The sequence below is a fragment of the Parvularcula marina genome (assembly GCF_003399445.1).
In the GTDB taxonomy this organism is placed as follows: Bacteria; Pseudomonadota; Alphaproteobacteria; order Caulobacterales; family Parvularculaceae; genus Parvularcula; species Parvularcula marina.
Genome location: NZ_QUQO01000001.1, coordinates 381,635 through 397,490 on the forward strand (window position 1 = coordinate 381,635; position 15,856 = coordinate 397,490).

Annotated in this window: 16 protein-coding genes; 8 read left to right on the forward strand and 8 right to left on the reverse strand. The window is 59.8% G+C overall.

The window, feature by feature from the left end; translation table 11 throughout:
* Positions 1 to 48 precede the first annotated feature (48 nt).
* The 4 genes from DX908_RS01710 (at position 49) to DX908_RS01725 (ending at position 5,913) form a co-directional block, all read left to right on the forward strand.
* Complete coding sequence (locus tag DX908_RS01710; RefSeq protein WP_116390734.1) at positions 49 to 1,212, forward strand: DUF418 domain-containing protein; 1,164 nt, start codon at positions 49 to 51, stop codon at positions 1,210 to 1,212.
* A 353-nt stretch (positions 1,213 to 1,565) separates the two neighbouring features.
* Entirely contained in the window at positions 1,566 to 3,410 is a 1,845-nt protein-coding gene (gene typA / locus DX908_RS01715) for a translational GTPase TypA (protein WP_116392947.1), read from the forward strand.
* A 77-nt stretch (positions 3,411 to 3,487) separates the two neighbouring features.
* Entirely contained in the window at positions 3,488 to 5,488 is a 2,001-nt protein-coding gene (locus DX908_RS01720) for a beta-propeller domain-containing protein (RefSeq protein ID WP_158548421.1), read from the forward strand.
* 2 nt (positions 5,489 to 5,490) lie between these two features.
* Entirely contained in the window at positions 5,491 to 5,913 is a 423-nt protein-coding gene (locus tag DX908_RS01725; RefSeq protein ID WP_116392948.1) for a cupin domain-containing protein, read from the forward strand.
* Positions 5,914 to 5,925: 12 nt separating this feature from the next.
* Here the strand turns inward: DX908_RS01725 and DX908_RS01730 are convergent, their stop codons facing one another.
* Complete coding sequence (locus tag DX908_RS01730) at positions 5,926 to 6,594, reverse strand: hypothetical protein (RefSeq protein ID WP_116390736.1); 669 nt, start codon at positions 6,592 to 6,594, stop codon at positions 5,926 to 5,928.
* 87 nt (positions 6,595 to 6,681) lie between these two features.
* A complete protein-coding gene (gene hisS / locus DX908_RS01735; protein ID WP_116390737.1) occupies positions 6,682 to 8,172 on the reverse strand; it encodes a histidine--tRNA ligase in 1,491 nt (496 codons plus the stop codon).
* Between the two features lie 124 nt (positions 8,173 to 8,296).
* Between hisS and DX908_RS01740 the strand changes: the two genes are divergently transcribed.
* Positions 8,297 to 9,088, forward strand: coding sequence for a 3-hydroxybutyrate dehydrogenase (locus DX908_RS01740; protein ID WP_116390738.1), 792 nt, complete (start codon positions 8,297 to 8,299; stop codon positions 9,086 to 9,088).
* Entirely contained in the window at positions 9,088 to 10,122 is a 1,035-nt protein-coding gene (locus DX908_RS01745; RefSeq protein WP_116390739.1) for a patatin-like phospholipase family protein, read from the forward strand. The genes DX908_RS01740 and DX908_RS01745 overlap by 1 nt, the downstream gene beginning before the upstream one ends.
* 97 nt (positions 10,123 to 10,219) lie before the next feature.
* Here DX908_RS01745 and DX908_RS01750 read toward each other — a convergent pair whose 3' ends face one another.
* The 3 genes from DX908_RS01750 to DX908_RS01760 all read right to left on the reverse strand — a co-directional run bounded on the left by DX908_RS01750 (position 10,220) and on the right by DX908_RS01760 (position 12,374).
* Complete coding sequence (locus DX908_RS01750) at positions 10,220 to 10,663, reverse strand: hypothetical protein (protein ID WP_116390740.1); 444 nt, start codon at positions 10,661 to 10,663, stop codon at positions 10,220 to 10,222.
* Positions 10,664 to 10,794: 131 nt separating this feature from the next.
* Positions 10,795 to 11,676 (reverse strand): DUF2785 domain-containing protein, encoded by an 882-nt coding sequence (locus DX908_RS01755; protein WP_158548422.1) that lies wholly within the window; start codon positions 11,674 to 11,676, stop codon positions 10,795 to 10,797.
* Positions 11,677 to 11,678: 2 nt separating this feature from the next.
* Complete coding sequence (locus tag DX908_RS01760) at positions 11,679 to 12,374, reverse strand: SOS response-associated peptidase (protein ID WP_158548423.1); 696 nt, start codon at positions 12,372 to 12,374, stop codon at positions 11,679 to 11,681.
* Between DX908_RS01760 and DX908_RS01765 the strand changes: the two genes are divergently transcribed.
* A complete protein-coding gene (locus DX908_RS01765) occupies positions 12,373 to 12,810 on the forward strand; it encodes an NUDIX hydrolase (RefSeq protein ID WP_116390742.1) in 438 nt (145 codons plus the stop codon). The two genes, DX908_RS01760 and DX908_RS01765, sit on opposite strands and share 2 nt — an antisense overlap.
* Before the next feature lie 17 nt (positions 12,811 to 12,827).
* Positions 12,828 to 13,223: a TIGR02301 family protein gene (locus DX908_RS01770; RefSeq protein ID WP_116390743.1), complete on the forward strand. Its 396-nt coding sequence runs from the start codon at positions 12,828 to 12,830 to the stop codon at positions 13,221 to 13,223.
* On the opposite strand, the gene DX908_RS01775 is transcribed toward DX908_RS01770, so the two are convergent.
* Genes DX908_RS01775 through DX908_RS01785 form a run of 3 tightly spaced genes read right to left on the reverse strand, consistent with a single transcriptional unit; the run spans position 13,220 to position 15,762 of the window.
* Positions 13,220 to 14,554 (reverse strand): dihydroorotase, encoded by a 1,335-nt coding sequence (locus DX908_RS01775; protein ID WP_116390744.1) that lies wholly within the window; start codon positions 14,552 to 14,554, stop codon positions 13,220 to 13,222. The two genes, DX908_RS01770 and DX908_RS01775, sit on opposite strands and share 4 nt — an antisense overlap.
* On the reverse strand, positions 14,555 to 15,535 hold the full coding sequence (locus tag DX908_RS01780; RefSeq protein ID WP_116390745.1) for a M23 family metallopeptidase: 981 nt from the start codon (positions 15,533 to 15,535) through the stop codon (positions 14,555 to 14,557).
* Complete coding sequence (locus tag DX908_RS01785; RefSeq protein WP_116390746.1) at positions 15,535 to 15,762, reverse strand: DUF2093 domain-containing protein; 228 nt, start codon at positions 15,760 to 15,762, stop codon at positions 15,535 to 15,537. Before DX908_RS01785 ends, DX908_RS01780 begins: the two co-directional genes overlap by 1 nt.
* Positions 15,763 to 15,856 lie beyond the last annotated feature (94 nt).

The following is a 15,856-nucleotide window of genomic DNA, read 5'->3' on the forward strand; positions in this document are numbered from 1 at the left end:
ACAAATCCGGATAGATGTTACCGATAACAATAAAGAGGGAGAGGGCGCATGGGGGCCACCACAAAACCGGACCGGATGGTACTGGTCGATTCACTGCGCGGCTTTGCGCTGCTCGGCCTTTTCCTCGTTCACTGCGTCGAGCGCTTCGAGCTGTTCTGGCTCGACCCGGTCTATGATCGGACGTTTCAGTGGACCTTCGGGATATTTGCCGGGAAGGCCTATGCGCTGTTTGCGCTCTGCTTCGGGCTGAGCTTTTACATCATCATGGAACGCGCGCGGGAACGTGGTGAAGCCTATGCTGGCACCTTCGCCTGGCGGCTCGTGATCCTGCTTGGGTTCGGGATCCTGCACAGCCTCATCTATCGGGGCGATATCCTGATGCTGCTCGCTCTATTCGGATTTCTCCTGCTCCTGTTTGACCGCATAAAGAATAACTGGCTGTTGCTGGGGCTCGGTGTACTGATCCTCGCCCAGCTCCCTCTTCTCTTCCGGGCATGGGCAGCGATGGACGGGCAAGCCTGGGCATTGGCCACTCCCCGCTATTTCGATAATCCGAGCCTTGGGGTCATGGCGACCGGCAGCCTGTGGGACATGATCAAATCCTTCGCGACGGATGGTCAGGGCGCGAAATGGTGGTTCATGCTGGAATCAGGGCGCATCACCCAGATTATCGGCCTCTTCGTGATCGGGCTGCTACTCGGCCGGATCCGGTTTTTCCGTGACCCCGAGCGATATGGCCGGACACGGATCATCGCGCTTGTAGTCAGCCTTGCGGCATGGCTGGGGCTCTGGGCGGTGCAGGTTCAGCTCTTCCCCAGCGTCGCTGAGGCACTACCGGAAGCGCAGCGTGAGCTGGGACAAGCACTTGAGAACCTCATCCAGCTGGCGCTCCTCAGCGTCCAGATCCTTGTGTTCATCGAGCTCTATCAGCGCCTCAAGGGCGCCGTGATCAGCTGGCTGGCCCCAATGGGCCGCATGACCCTGACCCTCTATCTCGGCCAGTCGCTCATCTTTGTGCCGATCTTTGCAGGCTTCGGCCTCGGGCTTTATGACGATATGTCGAACGCAACCGCGCTCCAGATCGGGATCGTGACCTTCGCCCTCCAGATGGTCTTTGCCGCCTGGTGGTTCCGTCACTTCTATTACGGGCCGCTCGAATGGGTCTGGCGCGCCGCGACACGGCGGACGCTCGATGTGCCATTCAGGAAATAGTGCCGTAAACCGCTATTTAAAATTCAGTATACCATGGCATACTTGTGACATGGGACGACGAATCCATTCTTATTTATTTAATGAAATACAAATGCGATCTCTGTGAACAAAGTTTCCAGTACGCGGCTCATCGGTATGAAGGCCGTGCAATACCCGAATGGAATGTGCGGCTTTGCGAGACCTGCGTAAGCCTAAATCATGACGGCATCCTCATCCAAAACCACCCGCGTTTCAGAGAAAAACTTGAAGCCAATGGCGTCACAGTCACCCCAAAACATGGCCTTCTCCAAATTCCTATGTAGGTTATATTTCTAGGCTATCCCGCACTGCACAATATGTGTATGGGCGCGCGCATGTCAGAATTACGCAATATCGCCATCATCGCTCACGTCGACCATGGCAAGACCACCCTTGTGGACGCGCTCCTGCGCCAGTCCGGGGCGGTACGGGACAATGCCGAAATGGCCGAACGGGCCATGGACTCGAATGATATCGAGCGCGAACGCGGCATCACCATTCTAGCCAAGGCGACCTCTGTTGAGTGGTCGAGCCCCAAACATGGCGAAGCGCGGATCAATATCGTCGATACGCCCGGCCACGCCGATTTTGGCGGTGAGGTCGAGCGCATCCTCTCCATGGTCGATGGCTGCGTCCTGCTGGTCGATGCCGATGAAGGCCCGATGCCGCAAACCAAATTCGTGCTGTCCAAGGCGCTGGGCCTTGGCCTCAAGCCGATCGTCGTCCTGAATAAGGTCGACCGGCCGACCGCCGAGCCCGACCGCGTGCTCGATGAGGCCTTTGACCTTTTCTCGGCGCTTGGCGCCAATGAGGACCAGCTCGACTTCCCCGCGCTTTATGCCAGCGGCAAGGAAGGCTGGGCCGATGAGAGCCTCGACGGCCCGCAAAAAGACCTCTCAGCCCTCTTCGAGGCGATCCTCGAGCATGTACCTTCGCCGGAACTGCCGGAGAATGCGGGTGAGCTGCCTTTCGAGATGCTGGCAACAACGCTTGAAGCCGACCCGTTCCTCGGGCGCATCCTGACGGGCCGGATCGTCGCCGGTCACCCGAAGGTCGGTCAGACACTCAAAGCGCTGACGGTTGACGGCAAGCTCGTCGAGCAGGCACGGATTTCAAAAGTGCTCGCCTTCCGTGGCCTGAAACGCCAGCCGGTCGAGACCGCCGAGCCTGGCGACATCGTCGCGATTGCCGGTTTCACCAAGGCCTCCGTGTCGAACACGCTCTGTGATCCGTCTATTGCCGAGCCTCTGCCTGCGCGGCCGATCGATCCGCCAACCCTGTCGGTCACACTGTCGCCGAACGATTCGCCGCTTGCCGGCCGCGAAGGCGACAAGGTGCAGTCTCGGGTCATCCGTGAACGCTTGATGCGTCAGGCCGAAGGTGATGTCGCCATCCGCGTGACCGAGACGGCCGAGAAGGATGCCTTCGAGGTTGCTGGCCGCGGCGAGCTGCAGCTCGGTGTGCTGATCGAAAACATGCGCCGCGAAGGCTTTGAGCTGACCGTGTCGCGCCCGCGCGTCCTCCTTCGCGAAGAAGGTGGCCAGACGCTGGAGCCGATGGAAGAAATCGTCATCGATGTGGACGAGGAATATTCCGGTGCCGTCATCGACAAGCTGACCCAGCGCAAATGCGAACTACAGGAAATGAAACCGGCCGGTGGCGGCAAGACCCGCCTTGTGCTGCACGGGCCTGCCCGCGCGCTGATCGGCTATCATGGCGAATTCCTGACCGACACGCGCGGCACGGGCGTCATGAACCGTCTGTATCTGGAGCATGGTCCGCATAAGGGCCCGCTCGACAGCCGCCGGACCGGCACGCTGATCTCCAACGTCTCAGGCGAAGCAGTTGCCTATGCACTGTGGAACCTCGAAGAGCGCGGCGTGATGTTCATCGATCCGGGCACCAAGGTTTATGAAGGCATGATCATTGGCGAGAACGCCAAGCCCCAGGACCTCGAAGTCAACCCGCTCAAGGGCAAACAGCTCACCAACATCCGTGCTGCCGGCAAGGACGAGGCCGTCCGCCTCACCCCGCCGCGCCGCCTCTCTCTTGAGCAGGCGATCAGCTACATCATGGATGATGAGCTGGTTGAGGTGACGCCGCAATCAATCCGCCTGCGGAAACGATATCTCGATCCGCATGAGCGCAAACGGCACGCGAAAGCTTCCGCCGCAGCGTAAGCATCTCCGCCTCTCATTGAGGTGACCCCTGACGCGCAAGCATGCTAGCCTCCTCCCGGTTATACCGGGAGGGGTCTATGCGGTTGATTTTCCTTGCATCTCTGGCGGGCCTTTTCGCGGCCTGTGCGAGCACGACGCCTGAGGGCGGGCCTGCCGATGAGCGCCCGGATGGCAGCGCCGAGACGATCATCTCGCAAGTCACGAGCCCGACCCTCAGCCGGTTCAGCAGTGAGGAAGAGCTGCGCGCCTATCTCGAGGCCGTCGAGCAGACCGCCGCGCGCTACTACCCCGAGCCCGCACCCATGGCCATTTCAGATGCCGCGTCGAGCGAGATCGTCGTGACCGCCTCAGCGCAGGTACAGGACTCGACCGCAACCGCAGATGTGTCGATCACGAATAATCAGGTCGAGGGTGTCGACGAAGGCGACATCGTCAAGCGCATCGGCAATTACTTCGTCACATTGCAGGATGGCCGCGTCTTCACGGTCGCCATTCGCGATGCCGGCATACCGGTGCTCGATCCCCGCGCGCGCCTCGATGTCTATGCGAGCGCCGATCAGGACACCTGGTATGATGAGATGCTGGTCAGCGGAAACCGGATCGTCGTCACCGGCTATTCCTATGACGCCGACGCCACCGAAATCGCGCTGTTACGGCTGGCCGATGATGGCAGCCTGACCTTCGAGCGGCGTTTCTTTCTGTCATCGGATGATTATTACGACACAGAGAATTATGCGACCCGGATGATCGGCTCGAAACTAGTCCTGCACACGCCGATCTGGCTCGGCAATCTCGACTGGGAAGCGCAGTCGCTTGCCTTCCCGGTCATCGTGCCCGACCGTGGCGGTGAAGACCGCTTTGAGATGATTGACGGCCGCCCGCTCTTTGACGTCACCGATATCTACCGGCCTGTTCGCGAACTCGACGAGCCGATGCTCCATGCGGTCTCGGTCTGCGATCTTGATACACTAGGCACGGATGATTTCGAGGGCTGCGAGACGACAGCCTTTATCGCTGAGGCCGAGCATGAGGTCTTTGTTGCAGGCAAGGATATGTATGTCTGGAGCTGGGAGAATTTCGGAGAGGCCTGCGAGACCGATACAAGGCCGGATTTTGCGCGGCTAATCGACGGCACCGTCCACCGGGTCTCGCTTTCGGGTGAGCCCCTCGTCGTCTCTGCGATGCGCGGCCGGCCCGTCAACCAGTTCAGCATGTCCCTGCGCGATGATGATTTCCTCGCGCTGACCCACTGGATGCCGCCCTGCTGGGGCTGGCCGACGCTGCATTTCGCCCTCGCCAATATCCCGGATGAGGGGTTCAGCCGTACGCTGGATGAGAGCACCCCGGACGACTATACGCCCCTGCCCTCGCTTGATGACATGGACGATATCGAGAACCGGTTCACCGACAGCTATCTTCTCTATACCGGCAGTGAACGGAGTTATATTTACGACCTCCTTTATGGGGATGTCGATATCGCGCCCGGCAGCCCACTGGTCGCCGTCAGCCTTGATGCCCCTGAGGCACCGAAGATCCTGACCCTGCCCCATAGCGTCATTCGTCTCGACCGGGCCGGGGCAACTGATGCGGTCGCTACCGGCTATCGCGGCGGCGAAGGGCTCTATGTAACCTATATCGATCTCGATGACCTCGCCTCGATTGCCTCAACTACGCTGATTGAGGATCGCTTTGAAAGCGAGAACCGCTCCCACGCCTTTAATGCGCTGATTACGGAAGAAGGCGGGATCATGGGCCTGCCGACAGTTCGTTATGTGCAGGAGGCAGGCCGCTGGGTCAGCCGCAGCGACGCCTCCGATCTCAGCTTCCTCACCGTCAGCGGAGACGGCCAGCTCGATATCGCAGGCACGCTTGTGGCGAGCGAAGAAGAGACCCACCCGGATTATGATTGCGAAGTCTCCTGCATCGACTGGTATGGCAATTCGCGGCCGATCTTCACCGATGACCGGATCTTCGCGCTGAGTGTCAGCGAAGTGATCGAAGCGCGCCTGACCGGCAACAGGATCGAGGAGCTGCGCCGGATCAACCTGACCGATCCCAGCGGTATGGCCGGACGGTGAGTCTGACTGCGGATGAGCTGATTGACCGGCTCGGCCTGGCGCCTCATCCTGAGGGCGGCTATTTCCTGGAGGTATTCCGGGACGGCCGCGAGCAGGATGGCCGGACCGCCTCCACGGCCATCTATTATCTTCTCAAGCCGGGAGAGCGCTCGCACTGGCACCGGATCGATGCGGTCGAGATCTGGCATCATTATGCGGGCGGATCGCTGGAGCTCAAGATTTCTCCGGACGGGAAATCCGTTGAGACGCTTCTTCTCGGTACGGATTTCAACAAAGGCGAAGAACCCCAACGGATCGTGCCGGCAGGTGTCTGGCAGGCCGCCCGGCCTGTTGAGGGCTGGGTGCTCGTCGGATGCACCGTCGCGCCGGGGTTTCTCTTCGAGACGTTCGAAATGGCGCCGCCGGACTGGTCGCCCGGCGGCTAGCCTGTCGTGAGATTACCGGCCCGGTTCACCGATCACGATCCGGTCAACACCGTCACGTTTCCCCGGATCGGTTTCCTGCACCCGGATATGAACGTCCGCATCTTCATCGCGGGGGCGAACAGCGTTTTGGCGCGGCGTATTGGGCGCGACATAAGCTGCCTGCTGACGAGTTGCCGTTGCCACTTCTTCCTTTACGGCCTTCGCCGCAGCAATCGCTTCTTCTGCCTCGGCCTGGGATTCCTCGACCTTCTCGATAGCTTCGGCCATTTCAACGGCCTGATCCGACAGCGGTTCGGCTTCTGAAAGGCTTGCATTCAGGCGGCTTGCATAGATCCGCATCATCCGTGTGGCGCGTTCGGCGTCACTCGTCGTCGCGGCAATGGCCTCATAGGAAGTCGGCACGGCCTCATTGTCCCGTCTCAGGCTCAGCAATTCGCGGCTCGCCGCCCGGCTTTCTGCAATCGCCTCATCAAGGCGCGCAGCCACCTGCTCCGCCTGCTGCGCATTTTTTACCGCATCATCAAGCGCATGGGCCAGATCTCTCGCCGCCGCCTCATGCCTTGAAGCAATGCGGACTTCAGGGTCATCGACCCGAACCGTCTCTTCAGGCGATGTCTTGATCGCCAGATAGGTCACAAAACCGATCGCCACGATAATCACCAAAATCACAACAGCACGCATGGGACACCTCATTTGTTGTCGAGGTGTAAACGTCCCGAACCGAAAAAGGTTTCAGTATGGCACAGTGTGGCGCAGAGCCCCCTGCGTTCAGTCGCGGAAGGCCAATGTCTTAAGGATCGCCGCTTCGAGGTCACCTTCGGGCACAGACACCTGTGCGGGCTGGCCAGAGCGCCATTCCTCATTGCTCTCGATCTCTTCGGAGAGCTTGGCGCCGAGGATCAGATCCTTCACCGTGACTTCGCCCTTGGCGCGTTCATCCTCACCCTGAATGATGACTGCTGCCGCGCCGCGCTGATCGGCATATTTGAGCTGTTTGCCGAGATTGGCGGCGCCGAAGGCGATATCGACGGCGACATTGTGGCCGCTGAACTTCTCGCGCAGCCTTGCCGCTATCTGGAAATAGTCCGCCATACGCGAGCGGTCGGGCGTTGCGACAACGATCAGCTTTTGCGTATCGTCCGCCCCCTGCCCTTTGGCTTCAAGCGCGGAGAGCAGCCGCGAAACACCGATGGAGCAACCGACCGCCGGGACTTCAACACCCTTGAAACGCTTGACGAGATCGTCATAGCGGCCACCCGAGCCAATCGAGCCAAACTGGACTTCCTGCCCCTTGTCATTGGTGACGGCGAAGGTCAGCTCCGCCTCAAAGACAGGGCCGGTATAGTAATCGAGCCCGCGCACGACCGACGGATCGATCTTCGCCTGATCCGCATAGCCCATGGCCTCCAGCGTTTCGGCAATGCCGCGCAGCTCGTCGATCCCGGCAAGGCCGGTTTCACTGCCACCGATCAGCCCCGCCATGGCGTCGAGCGTCTTTGCGTTGTCCGCCCCCGCCGCCTGCATGAAGGCGAGCACTTGGTCCGCCTGATCGCCGGAGAGCTTGGCGCCTTCAGTGAAGTCGCCACTCTCATCCTTGCGCCCCTCGCCGAGGAGCAGCTTCACGCCCGCCGCGCCGAGGCGGTCGAATTTGTCCATGGCCCGCAGAACCGTGCCCGACTGGCCACCATCCTCCGTATCAAGACCGATAGATGCGAGAAGCCCCGACATGATCTTCCGCGAGGAGATACGGACAGCAAAATCCTTTTTCTCGACCCCGGCGGCCACGACCGCATCGGTCAGCATCATGATGGCCTCAGCATCCGCATGAGGAGCAGCGGCCCCCACCGAATCCGCATCACACTGGGTGAACTCGCGGAACCGGCCTGGCCCCGGCTTTTCATTCCGCCAGACCGTGCCCACCTGATAGCGCCGGAAGGGTTTCGGCAGCGCCTCATAGTGCTCGGCCACATGCCGGGCGAGCGGCGCCGTCAGATCATAGCGCAGGCTCATCCACTGCTCGTCATCATCCTGCAGCGAGAAGACACCCTGATTGGGCCGGTCGACATCCGGCAGGAATTTGCCGAGCGCGTCAGTGTATTCAAAGGCCGGGGTCTCCTGCGGCAAAAAGCCGTAAGACGCATAGACAGCGGTAATCCGCCGCAGCATCTCCTGCTCGGCGAGAAGCTCAGCCCCCGAACGGTCGCGGAACCCGCGGGGTTTTCTGGGTTTGGGGCGGAACGTCTTCTGTTTCTTGGCCATCGGTGGGCTCTAAGCGAGGCCACGCATTCGGGCAAGATGGGCGGAGATTAACTGCACAAAGGGGTGGTAGGCTCGAATGACGGGCGCGATATGCCAGACCAGAAAAAATTCGAGGAGTTCTCTCATGTTCGACGATCTCAAGGGCCGCAGCGCCGTCATCACCGGGTCCACTTCCGGCATCGGCAAGGCATTCGCCGAAGGCCTCGCCAGCCAGGGCGTCAATATCATGCTCAATGGCTTCGGCGATGCGGGCGAAATCGAGGAATTCCGCGCCGGGCTGTCCGAGGCGCATAATGTCGATGTCTTCTACAACGCCGCCGACATGACCAAGCCCGACGAGATCAAGGGCCTGATCGACGAGACCGCCGAACGGTTCGGCGCGGTCGATATCCTGATCAACAATGCCGGGATCCAGAAGGTCTCGCCTATCGACGAATTCCCTGATGACAAATGGGATGCGATCATAGCGATCAACCTGACCTCCTCCTTCCACACGATCAAACACGCCCTGCCGCATATGAAGAAGGCCGGCTTCGGGCGGATCGTGAACCTTGCCTCCGCCCATGGGCTTGTCGCCTCCCCCTTCAAATCGGCCTATGTCGCGGCCAAGCACGGCATCATGGGACTGACCAAGACGGTCGCGCTTGAGGTCGCAGAGAACGGCATCACCTGTAACGCGATCTGCCCAGGTTATGTCGCAACACCGCTGGTCGAGGGGCAGATTGCCGACACCGCCAAGGCGCGCGGCATGACCGAAGAACAGGTCAAAAAGGAAGTCATCCTCGCGGCCCAGCCGACCAAGGAGTTCATCACCTATGAGAACCTCTGCGGCATCCTCTTCTATCTCTGCTCGAAGGCCGGGTCCGGTGCGACGGGCACCCATTTTGCGATCGAGGGCGGCTGGACGGCGAAGTAATGTCCGCGGCCAAGCCCATTAATCTGGCGCTGCAGGGCGGCGGCTCCCATGGCGCATATGCCTGGGGTGTCGCTGACCGGCTGCTCGAATCGGGCCGGGTGAAGCTCAATGCGATCACCGCGACCTCGGCGGGGGCGATGAATGCGGCTGTCCTCGCCTACGGGATGCATGTCGGCGGAGAGGATGGCGCGCGGGCAAAGCTCAAGGAATTCTGGCGGGCGGTGGCGCGGGAGCGCGAACGGCTCGGCTTTTTTGACAATCCGTTGTCGGACCAGTTCCCGATCTTCGGCGAGATGAGCCGGATGTTCACCCATATGACGATGGAGGCGCTGCATCTGGCGGCATCCCCCTATCAGCTCAATCCGCTGGGGCTTAATCCGCTCAAGGAAATTCTTGAGCACATCATCGATTTTGATGAGCTTAGGAAATGCAACCGCATCAAGCTATTCATCACCGCGACTAATGTCCGTACCGGCAAGGCCAAGGTCTTCCGCAATGAGGACATCACCGTCGATGTCCTGCTGGCGTCGGCCTGCCTGCCCAATCTCTATCAGGCGGTCGAGATCGGTGACGAGGCCTATTGGGATGGCGGGTTCATGGGGAACCCCAGCCTGTGGCCTCTCTTTTATGAGACCGATGTCGAAGACCTGCTGGTCGTTCACATCAACCCGATTGAACGCAATGACGTGCCGCACACGGCGGCGGAGATATCGAACCGGGTCAACGAAATTTCCTTCAATACCGCGCTCCTCAAGGAAATGCGCGCCATCGCCTTTGTCCAAAAACTGATTGAGCAGGGATGGATCAAAAAGCAGTATGAGGATCAACTCTCGGACATCAAGTTCCACTCGATCCGGGCAGACGCGGTTTTCGAGGCTTTCGATGTCGCCTCAAAATACGATACGAGCTGGAGTTTCCTCGAAGACCTCCACAAGCTGGGCCGGATCGAGGCCGACCGCTGGCTCGACGAGCATTATCGGCATGTCGGCAAGAAGAGCAGCGTCAATCTGCATGAAGAGTTTTTGGGGGTTTGAGACAGCCGTAGCGGTAGGGTGGATTGAGCGCGAGCTAAGTGCACGTATAGACCGATCGTGAGTTGCAGGGAACGCTTTTTATACAGACCGCTTCAGATCAATTCATCTTTTTTTGAGCGAATCTGATGTCTTCAGCAAACTTTTTGGGGAATCCGTGTTTTTCCATGTCCATGACGATGCGATTGTACTTCTCGTCACGCAGTAGCAGCGCCGCACCATCTACTTTTGATTTGTACTCGCCCTTCTCAATCATACCTACCCTCCACAAATGATAGGTCGTTTGCGCTTGGCTCAGGAAATAAAAAACGGCTCTACTATCTTCATCAAGGATATTAGCCATTTCGGGCATCAGCTTCGCATAAGTATTACGAAGAGAATCATTCGTGGCTAGCTCATGATCGAAGTCGATCCATTGCTTCCCATGAGATACGATAGCGTTCAATTTCGCTAAACGGGACGAAATACGAAGTGAGTAAAGCGATGCAGCGGCGGATATCGCCGCCACAAAAATTGCTACGTAGGCAACCAAATTTTCCGCCATTTTCCCCACCACAAAATTATAACCTTAATTTAAACACCTACAGTGAATTCTGAAACCCTATTCTGGAAACCCACGCCTGTTTTTATTTAAACTCGCGCGAGAATCGTTCGGTATTCCGTGCCACGCCTCCCTCAAGGCAGCGCCTTCAGCACTTCCAGCGCCCCCTCTTCGAGCGGTTTTGCCCAGTCATCCTCAACATTCGCGGCTGTCGCATAAAGCGCGAGCGCAAAGGCCTTGGTGTTGTGAAGGACCGCGAGGCCCTCTTCCGAGGTGAAGGCCTCGCCCCAATCCGCCATGGGGGAAGGATCGGCAAGGCTTTCCAGCCAGGGGGCCCAGCCGCCCGGCGGTTCGGCACCTCGGCGTGCCGCATAGACAACCGGCCGGACGAGGCGCGACGGCTCCCCATGAATATAGGAATGGCGCGACGGTGCGATCTGAGGCTTCAGCGAGGATAGCAGGAAGGAAACATTCTCATTACTGACATTATCATTGAGAATGAGCTGCAGCATCAGGTCCGCCGTATGGGCGACGAAATGGCGCCAGCCCTCCTCATCATCAAAGCCTCGGTAGTCGGTATTCGTCCGCATCTTGATGGACGCGAAAAAGACCAGATCCTTGCGCAGGCTGTCCGGCATCCACGGGTCGAGCCGGTCCGTCCGGACAAATTCGGAAATCACCAGAATGGCAAAGGGCTGGGCGACGCCTTCGGGGTCCGGGCCATTTGCAACATTCAGGGTCAGCTCCATGACTTCATCAAGAAGCTCCGGCCGCGCCTCTCCCCGCCGCAGCAATGCCGACATGCCGGTATAGCCGATGTGATCACGCAAATAGGGATCGGTTTCGTCAAGGCAGGGCACGAGACCGCGTAAGGCAATGTCATATTCTTCCCCGGTCGGAAAATCCCGCTCGGCCCAGGAGGAGAGCGCCTCCCCACTCAGGCCCAGCGGCGCACAGTCTCCCTGCTCTGGCGCCGCGCCAAGGCTTGCCAGTATCATCAGGGTAGAAATCAACATGTTCATAGCAGGCTGTCCTGTCTTAAATCCCGGCCCGGCTTGATGAGTTCCGCATCATCGGGCTTCCAACTATTGACGCGCCGGCTGACCGGCCAGAATTCAAAAGGCGGTGGCGGCAGGCCGATTATCGCCTCGGCGGGCGCCATCACCGTCTCATCGGGGTCGAGCCAGTCGGCATAGCGCTCAGGCGGCACATAGATCGGCATCCGGGAGTGAAGCTGCGTGATCGGATAAACCGACTCTCGCGTCAGGAATGCCGCTGTCTCCATCTCGCTGCCATTCTCCCCCAGCCAGTACTCCCACAATCCTGCGACACAGAAGAGCGGCATGTCCTCACCCATTGTGATCAGATAGGGCTGTTTCCCGTCCTTCTCCTGCACCCATTCGTAAAAGCCGTTCATCGGGAAAAGGCATCGCCTTCGCCGCCAGGCATTCCGGAAAGACGGCTTCTCCGGCGCGGATTCAGAGCGGATATTGACGACGGATTTCTTGAAGAACTCGCCCTTTTTGTCCCAACCGGGCACAAAGCCCCAGCGGACCAGCGCGAATTCGCGTCCGTCCTCTCGTGTCTCACGGATGATCGGCACGGGCTGGCTCGGCGCGATATTGTAGCGCGGCGGGAAATTCTCCGATACGTCGACGCCGAGCTGGACCCGAAGGTCGTAAGGGCCCGAGCTGAAGACATAACGGGTATTCATGACGCTAAAGGAGACCTCATTGCCAGACGCGCAGACCGTAACACTCGCCACGGGGGCTGTCATATTCCGCGGCCGCGAAGTTCTCCTGATCCAGCGCGGGCGGGCGCCCTTTCTGGGCCATTGGAGCATTCCGGGCGGCAAGGTCGATTTCGGCGAGAAGATCACCGATGCCCTGCATCGCGAGATCCTTGAGGAAACGGGCATCCGCATGGAGATCCTCGGCCTGATCGACGCCTTCGAAGCGCTGCCGCAAAAGGACAGCGAAAAGCATTATGTCATGATCGACTATGCCTGCAGATATCTTTCGGGCGATGTCGTGGCCGGTGATGATGCGATGGATGCGGGGTTCTTCTCCATCCCCGAGGCCATGTCGCGGCTCGCCTGGGACAAGACCCGGCTCGCCATCCAGCGCGCCCTGCCCTATGTGAAGGACTGAACGGAGACCGCCCGCCGATGCGCCTGCTATCAGCCCTGATGTTCATGCTCGCTGGCTTTGCCGGGCTGGCCCATGCCGCGCCGCCCGGAACGGTCGAGGCGCAGGAAAGCTTTGAGTCTCGCCAGCGGGATCTTGTGGCGCTGGCCGGGCATCTGGGCAGGCTTCACCGCCTGCACCAGCTCTGCGGGGACGGCTACCGCGAAGGGCTCTATCGGGTCCGGATGCAGCAAATCGTGGAACTCGAAGTGCCGATGGGGTCGACCCGGCTCGACATGGTCGCGGCGTTCAACTCCGCCTATCGCGATGCCTCACGGGATTATCTCGCCTGCGGCGTCGATGCCCAGACACTATATGAGAGCGAAGCGAAGCAGGCCCTGCTCGTCGTTGAGCGGCTCTACGCGCCTTTCCGTTAAGCGGGTTCGAGCGTTTCCTGGAATTTGATTGGCGCGCCGATCGGCTCACCGATGACTTCATCTTCCCACATGACGCGCTGACCACGGATGATCGTGCCCTTGGGCCAGCCCGTGACTTCCATCCCGTCAAACGGTGTCCAGCCCGAGACGTTGGCCATTGCCGCATCAGAGATCGTGCGTTTCGCCTTGAGGTCGACGACCGTGATGTCGGCGTCATAGCCGATCGCAAGGCGGCCCTTGCCGGCGATCCCGAAGACGCGGTTCGCGCCATGTGACGTCAGATCGACAAAGCGTTGCAGCGTCAGGCGGCCCTCGGCGACATGGTTGAGCATGATCGGCACGAGGGTCTGCACCCCTGGCATCCCCGATGGCGAGGCCGGATAGGATTTAGCTTTTTCTTCGAGCGTGTGCGGTGCGTGATCCGAGCCGACAACATCAAAGAGGCCAGCCTGTAATCCGCCCCACAGCCCCTCGCGGTGCCGGGCATCGCGGACGGGCGGGTTCATCTGTGCCCGTCCCTTCAGCCGCTCATAGGCTTCGGGGCCTTCAAGTGTCAGGTGCTGGGGCGTGACTTCGCAGGTCGCGATATCCTTGTTTGCGGCAAGGATCGGAAGCTCATCAGCGGTCGAGATATGAAGGACGTGGATACGGCGCGCGACTTTGCGGGCAATCCCGATCAGGCGTTCCGTACACCGCAGGGCCGCTGCCGCTGAGCGCACTTCAGGATGAGAGGTCCAGTCTCCTTCACGCGCCAACTCCTTGTTCGCGCGCAGGATCGCTTCATCCTCTGAGTGGATCGCGACACGGCGACGGCCATGAGAAAGAACGTGTTCGACGCCTTCATCATCGGGCACCAGAAGATTGCCGGTCGAGGCGCCCATGAAAATCTTCACGCCGCACACACCGGGCAGCATTTCAAGCTCCGGCAGGTTCACCGCATTGTCGTGTGTCGCACCGACATAGAAGGCGTGGTCGCACCACATGCGACCCTTGGCACGATCCAGCTTGTCATTGATCGCCGGCGCATCGGTCGTCAGCGGATTGGTGTTCGGCATCTCAAAGACACCTGTCACCCCACCAAGGACAGCGCCCTTGGAACCAGCGGCCAGATTTTCCTTATGCTCCGCCCCCGGCTCACGGAAGTGAACCTGCGTGTCGATCACACCAGGCAGGACGTGAAGGCCGGTACAGTCAATGATCTCGCCCGCATCCTCGTCATGCAGGTCACCGATGGCGGCGATCTTGCCGTCCTTCACGGCGACATCGCGAATACCTTCGCCGTCATGATTGACGACCGTGCCGCCCCGAAGAATGAGATCGTAGTTTGCCATTTAGAGTCCCGGCGTGCAGCGGGCACGCTCCTCCACATTTAGTTCAGGATCGAGCAACCGGTCCCGCCATTTCAGCGACCAGTGAAGATGCGGGCCTGTGACCCGGCCTTCCATGCCGACCTTGCCTAACAGGTCCCCCTGCTCGACCGTATCGCCGGCTTCCACAAGGACTTCTGACATGTGCATCATCGCAGACTCAAGGAGCTGCCCGTGATCTATGAGGACGAGCCCGCCCTCGAAGAACATGTCAGGCTCTGCCAGAGTGACGATCCCGTCCGCAGGCGCATAAATCGGTGTACCGATGTAATCGATCGGGCTCATACCGTCCGGCGCCGCAACATCGACACCAGAGTGATAGTTCCGCGCTTTGCCATTGACGATCCGGCGATAGCCGAAGGGACTGGAGACACAGCCCTCGGCCGGCCAGACAAATCCCGACAGCCAGTAGACAGAGCCAGACATCTGACTACGCGCCTTGTCCTTCAGCTTCTTGTCAGCCGCGATTTTCTTGAGGTCGAAATCCGTGCGCGGATTGGCCTTGTTCTCGGCAACGGTCACGCTGCTTTCGAGCCATTGTTGCGGACGCACCTGAATGGTCTCGCGCTCTTCCTTACCATCAGGTGAGACGACCTTGAGGACTGCCGTGGCCGGATGATCCCGGTCGAAGCCGATCAGGAAGTGACCGCCTTCATCGACCAAGACCTCTGTATCGTCGAGAAAGACCTTGCTGCCCGGCGGGGTTTGCCCGCGCAAAAGGCCGCCCTGAAACTGGGTGCCCTCAAGCACGGTCTGGGTGACCTTTGCGGCAGGGCCATCGGTGCGTGGGGCAGTATCATCCTCATCATTGCGGGCCGCGGTCGGCACAGCGCTGACGGAGGAGACATTCTCTTCATGCTTGGGCGACAGCGAAGGGACCGGCGGCGCAGCAGTTGCGGCACAAGCGCTGAGCGCGGCGAGCGGAAATAACACAACCGATTTCATTAAAAGGCTTCTCCCTTTTTGAGCGCCGCCGCATAGGCCTCATGCGATGCGGCCGCATCGGCATAGGCTTCCTGTCGGCTGACGCTCCAATAACGCAGGTCTCCCAATGGGATATGCCGCCCCGTCACGGCGCAGACGACATAGTCGCCCGGCAGGATGATTTCGAAATCACCATCGAGGTAGCTGAGTCTGGCCGGCGTGCCGCCGGTATCATTCATTCTGTTCATCGGCGGGACTATAGCGGCGGATTCGCGAAATGGCAGGGGCTAGGTGTCGCCCCTGCTATCTTGTCATGTGACAATGATTTCGCTGGTCCCGATT